This window comes from Streptomyces sp. NPDC013455 (genome assembly GCF_040632975.1).
Lineage (GTDB): Bacteria > Actinomycetota > Actinomycetes > Streptomycetales > Streptomycetaceae > Streptomyces.
Genome location: NZ_JBEYCX010000049.1, coordinates 1 through 5721 on the forward strand (window position 1 = coordinate 1; position 5721 = coordinate 5721).

1 protein-coding gene is annotated in these 5721 nt (G+C 71.5%); it reads left to right on the forward strand.

Annotated elements, in window-relative coordinates:
- A partial coding sequence (locus ABZ576_RS34140; protein ID WP_360749941.1) for an amino acid adenylation domain-containing protein occupies positions 1-5721 on the forward strand: 5721 nt, incomplete at both ends.

The window sequence follows — 5721 nt, forward strand, 5'->3', positions numbered from 1 at the left end:
GTATCTGGCCGAGCACCGGATCGACCACGTCAAGGCCGTGCCCTCGCACCTGGCCGCCCTGTCGGCCGCCGGCGGCGTCGAAGGCGTCCTGCCGGCGCGGTCGTTGGTTCTCGGTGGGGAGGCCGCGTCGCCGCTGTGGCTGCGGGAGCTGATCGCGGCAGCCGGTGAGCGGGAGGTGCACAACCACTACGGGCCGACCGAGACCACGATCGGCGTGGCGACCGTGCGGCTGACTGCGGAGCGGGTGGCCGGGGAAGCGGTCCCGGTCGGGTCTCCGGTGGCGAACACCCGCTTCTACGTGCTGGACCAGCACCTGAACCCGGTCGTGCCCGGCGCGGCGGGCGAGCTGTATGTCGCTGGTGCCGGGCTGGCGCGCGGCTATGTGCGCCGCGCGGGGTTGTCGGCGGAGCGGTTCGTGGCGAGTCCGTTCGAGTCGGGTGAGCGGATGTACCGCACCGGTGACCGGGCGAAGTGGACGGCGGACGGTCAGGTGGTGTTCCTGGGCCGCGCCGACGACCAGGTCAAGATCCGTGGCTTCCGGATCGAACCGGGCGAGGTGCAGGGCGTGCTGACCGGCCACCCGCTGGTGGACCAGGCGGCGGTCGTCGCCCGGGAGGACATCCCGGGTGACCGGAGGCTCGTCGCCTATGTGGTGCCGTCGGATGTCGAAGGGGCGCACGACGCACTGCCGGGCGTGCTGCGGGAGTTCGCGGGGCAGCGGCTGCCGGAGCACATGGTTCCGTCGGCGGTCGTGGTCCTGGACGTGCTGCCGCTGACCGGGAACGGCAAGCTGGACCGCAGGGCGCTGCCGGCGCCGGACTACTCCTCGTCGCTGGCGTCGGGTGGGCGTCGGGCGGGCACGTTGCAGGAGGAGATCCTGTGCCTGGCCTTCGCCGAGGTCCTGGGCCTGCCCGAGGTCGGTGTCGACGACGACTTCTTCGAGCTGGGCGGTCACTCGTTGCTGGCGGTGCGGCTGGTCAGCCGGATCCGTTCGGTCCTCGGGGTCGAGGTGGAGATCCGGGCGCTGTTCGAGGCGCCGACGGTGGCGGGCCTGGCGGACCGGCTGGCGGGTGCCCGTACGGCACGGGCCGCGCTGACGGCCGGGGAACGCCCCGAGCGGATCCCGCTCTCGTACGGCCAGCGACGGCTGTGGTTCATCAGGCAGCTGGAAGGCCCGAACGCGGTCTACAACGTCCCGGTGGCGCTGCGCCTCGGCGGTGATGTGGACCGGGAGGCGCTGGAAGCGGCGCTGCGGGACGTGATCGGGCGGCACGAGGTGCTGCGTACGGTCTTCGAGGTCGCGGACGGCGAGCCCTGCCAGCGGATCATCGGCATCGACGAACTGTGCTGGGAACTGCCCCTGGTCGAGGTGGCTCCGGAGGAGCTGGAGGACGCGGTCGCCGCGGCAGCCGGGTACGCCTTCGACCTCGCGGCCGAAGCGCCGCTCCGCGCCTGGCTGTTCGCCGCCGGGGAGGACGAGCGGGTGCTCGTCCTGGCGATGCACCACATCGCCGGCGACGGCTGGTCGAAGCGCCCGCTGGCGCGTGACCTGTCGGTGGCGTACGCGGCGCGGCGCGCGGGCCGGGCGCCCGATTGGGAGCCGCTGCCGGTGCAGTACGCGGACTACGCGCTGTGGCAGCGGGAGCTGCTCGGCGACGAGGGCGACGCGGACAGCCTGATCTCCCAGCAGATCGACTACTGGCGTCACACCCTGGCCGGTGCTCCCGAGGAGCTGGCGCTTCCGGTCGACCGCGTCCGGCCGGCGGCTCCCTCGCACCGGGGACACGACATCGCGCTGATGGTGCCGGCCGACGTGCACGCACGCCTCGTGGGGCTGGCACGGGCCGAGGGCGTGACCACGTTCATGGTGCTCCAAGCGGCACTCGCGATGCTGCTGTCGAAGCTGGGCGCCGGAACCGACATCCCGATCGGCTCGGCGAACGCGGGCCGTACTGACGAGGCGCTGGAGGACCTCGTCGGCTTCTTCGTCAACACGCTGGTCCTGCGCACGGACCTGACCGGCGACCCGACACTCCGGGAGGTGCTCGCTCGCGTACGGGAGACGAGCCTGTCCGCCTTCGCCCACCAGGACGTGCCGTTCGAGCGGCTCGTAGAGGAGCTGGCCCCGAGCCGGTCGATGGCGCGGCACCCCCTGTTCCAGGTCATGCTCCAGGTGCAGAACAACGCCGAGGCGGTCCTGGACCTGCAAGGCGTGCGGACCGGTGGTGTGACGGCCGGCACGACGGCGGCGAAGTTCGACCTGGACGCGTCGGTGTCGGAAGTGTTCGACGCGCAGGGCGCCCCGGCGGGGCTGCGCGGTTCGGTGGTCGCCTCGGCGGACCTGTTCGACATGGAGACGGCCGAACGGCTCGCGGCTCGCTGGGTGCGGGTCCTGGAGCGGCTGGCATCCGACCCGCAGCTGCGGTTGGGCGCGCTGGACGTGCTCGACGATGCCGAGCGAGGACTGCTCCTCGGCGAGTGGAACGACACGGCTGCCGAGGTGGTTTCCGGTTCCGTTCCGGAGCTGTTCGAGGCGCAGGTGGCGCGGACGCCGGAGGCGGTCGCGGTGGTCTCGGGCGGTGTGGAGGTGTCGTACGCAGAACTCGACGCGCGTGCCAATCGGTTGGCCCGTCATCTGGTCGCGAAGGGTGTGGGCCCGGAGTCGCTGGTGGGGGTGTGTCTGGAGCGCGGTGTCGAGTCGGTGGTGGCGCTGCTGGCGGTGCTGAAGGCCGGCGGTGCGTATCTGCCGATCGATCCGGGTTATCCGGCGGAGCGGATCGCTTACATGCTCGGCGACGCGAAGCCGGTGGTGGTGCTGGTCTCGACGGGCACTGTGGCGGTGGTGCCGCAGTCGGGCGCTGCTGTGGTGGTGCTGGATGAGGTCGAGCTGGCTGGTGTTGAGGATGGTCCGCTGGGGGTGGTGATCCGGCCGGAGCATCCGGCGTATGTGATCTACACGTCGGGTTCGACCGGGCGGCCGAAGGGTGTGGTGGTCGAGCACCGGTCGGTGGCGGGGTTGTTGGGTTGGGCTGTGGCGGAGTTCTCGGGTGAGGACTTCCGCAGGGTGCTGGTGTCCACGTCCTTCAACTTCGATGTCTCGGTTTTCGAGTTGTTCGGTCCGCTGGTGTCGGGTGGCAGTGTGGAAGTGGTGCCGGATCTGCTGGCTCTGGCCGATGCGGATGCGGGTGTGGGTGATGTCAGCCTGGTGAGTGGTGTGCCGTCGGCGTTCGCGCAGATGGTGGCCGCAGGGGAGATCCAGGCCCGTCCGCGTACGGTCGTCCTGGCCGGTGAGGCGCTGACGGCGGATGCGGTTGCCGGAATCCGTACGGCGGTCCCCGGCGCCCGGGTCGCCAACATCTACGGTCCGACCGAGGCGACGGTGTACACGACGGCCTGGTATGCGGATGCCGAGGTGGAGGGTGTCGTCCCGATCGGCCGGCCGATCTCCAATACCCGGGTCTACGTTCTGGACGGCAGCCTGTCCCCGGTCCCTGCCGGGGTCGCGGGTGAGTTGTACATCGCGGGTGCGGGGCTGGCCCGCGGCTATCTGGGGCGTCCGGAGCTGACGGGTGAGCGGTTCGTCGCCGACCCGTTCTCGTCGGACGGTGGTCGCCTGTACCGCACCGGTGACGTGGTGCGCTGGAACGCAGACGGCCAGATCGAGTACCTCGGCCGCGCCGACGAGCAAGTCAAGGTGCGCGGGTTCCGGATCGAACTCGGCGAGGTCCAGTCGGCGGTCGCCGCCCAGCCGGAGGTCGCGCAAGCGGTCGTCATCGCCCGCGAGGATGTGCCGGGGGACAAGCGCCTGGTCGCGTACGTCGTCCCGAACGACGGTGCGGCGCAGGGTGAACTGCCCGCCAAGGTGGCCGAGTTCGCCAGCGACCGACTGCCCTCGTACATGGTCCCCTCGGCGGTGGTGGTCCTGGACGCCCTGCCGCTGAACGTCAACGGCAAGCTCGACCGCGGGGCCCTGCCCGCGCCGGACTACTCGGCGGGCAAGGCGGGAGCCGGGCGCGGCGCCTCGAACCTGCGGGAGGAACTGCTGTGCGGCGTGTTCGCGCAAGTCCTGGGCCTTCCCGAGGTCGGCGTGGACGACGACTTCTTCGCCCTCGGCGGCCACTCGCTGCTCGCGGTGCGTCTGATCAGCCGGGTCCGTACCGTCCTGGGCGTCGAGGTGACGCTGCGGGCCCTGTTCGAGACCCCGACCGTCGCCGGTCTCGCGGCCGGCCTGGCGGGCGCCGGGCAGGCACGGCCGGCGCTGACGGCAGGGGAGCGGCCGGAGCTGGTGCCGCTCTCCTTCGCCCAGCAACGGCTGTGGTTCATCGACCAGTTGGAGGGGCCGAGCTCGACGTACAACATCCCGTTCGCACTGCGGATGGCTGATGACGTCGACCGGGAGGCGCTCGGTCTTGCCTTCCGGGACGTGATCGGGCGGCACGAGGTCCTGCGGACCGTCTTCCCGACGGCCGAGGGCGGCGCGCCGTACCAGAAGGTGATCGAACCAGGTGACATCGATTGGCGATTGAGTGTCGTCGAGGTGGAGCCCGCCGAGCTCGACGCCGCCGTGGCCGAGGCGGCGGCGTACGCCTTCGACCTCTCGGACGAGGCGCCGATCCGGGCCACGCTGTTCGAGGCCGGACCCGGCGAGTGCGTGCTGGCCGTGGTGCTCCACCACATCGCGGGCGACGGCTGGTCGACTGCCCCCCTGGCCAGCGACCTGTCCACGGCCTACGCGGCACGGAGCGCGGGCCAGGCACCGGGGTGGACGCCGCTGCCGGTGCAGTACGCGGACTACGCGCTGTGGCAGCGCGAGCTGCTGGGCGACGAGGCCGACCCCGACAGCGTCATCGCACGACACATGGGGTACTGGCGGGAAGCGTTGGCGGACTCTCCGGAGGAGCTGGCGCTCCCCTTCGACCGGTCGCGTCCCACGGTCGCGTCCCACGTCGGACACCGCGTGCCGGTGGAAATCCCGGCCGAGGTGCACGCACGGCTCGTGGAGGTTGCCCGCGCCGAGGGCGTCACCGTGTTCATGGTGCTCCAGGCCGCACTGGCGATGACGCTGTCGCGCCTCGGGGCAGGCACGGACGTCCCGATCGGCTCGGCGAACGCGGGCCGCACGGACGAAGCTCTCGACGACCTGGTCGGCTTCTTCATCAACACGCTGGTGCTGCGCACGGACCTGACCGGCGACCCGACGTTCCGCGAGGTTCTGGACCGGGTGAGGGAGACGAGTCTGTCGGCCCTGGCACACCAGGAGGTGCCGTTCGAGCGGCTTGTGGAGGAGCTGGCGCCGTCGCGCTCGATGGCCCGACACCCGCTGTTCCAGGTCCAACTGGACCTCCAGAACCACGCCGAGGCGGTCCTCGACCTCCCCGGCGCGCAAGGAGGCGGCACGTCCTCGGAGACCGCCGCCGTGGCGAAGTTCGACGTCGAGGTCCGGCTCACCGAGACCTACGACGAGCAGGGCGCACCGGCCGGTGTCCGGGGCCAGGTGGTCGGGGCGGCGGACCTGTTCGACCGGGACACCGTCACGGGTCTGCGCGAGCGCTTCGTCCGCGTCCTGGGCCTGCTGGTCGCCGATCCGCAGGTCCGGCTGAGCACCCTTGAGGTCCTTGGTGAGGACGAGCGGCGTCGGGTGCTGGAGGAGTGGAACGCCACCGAGGTCGACCTTGGGGCTGTGCTGGTGCCGGAGCTGTTCGCGGCGCAGGTGGCGCGGAC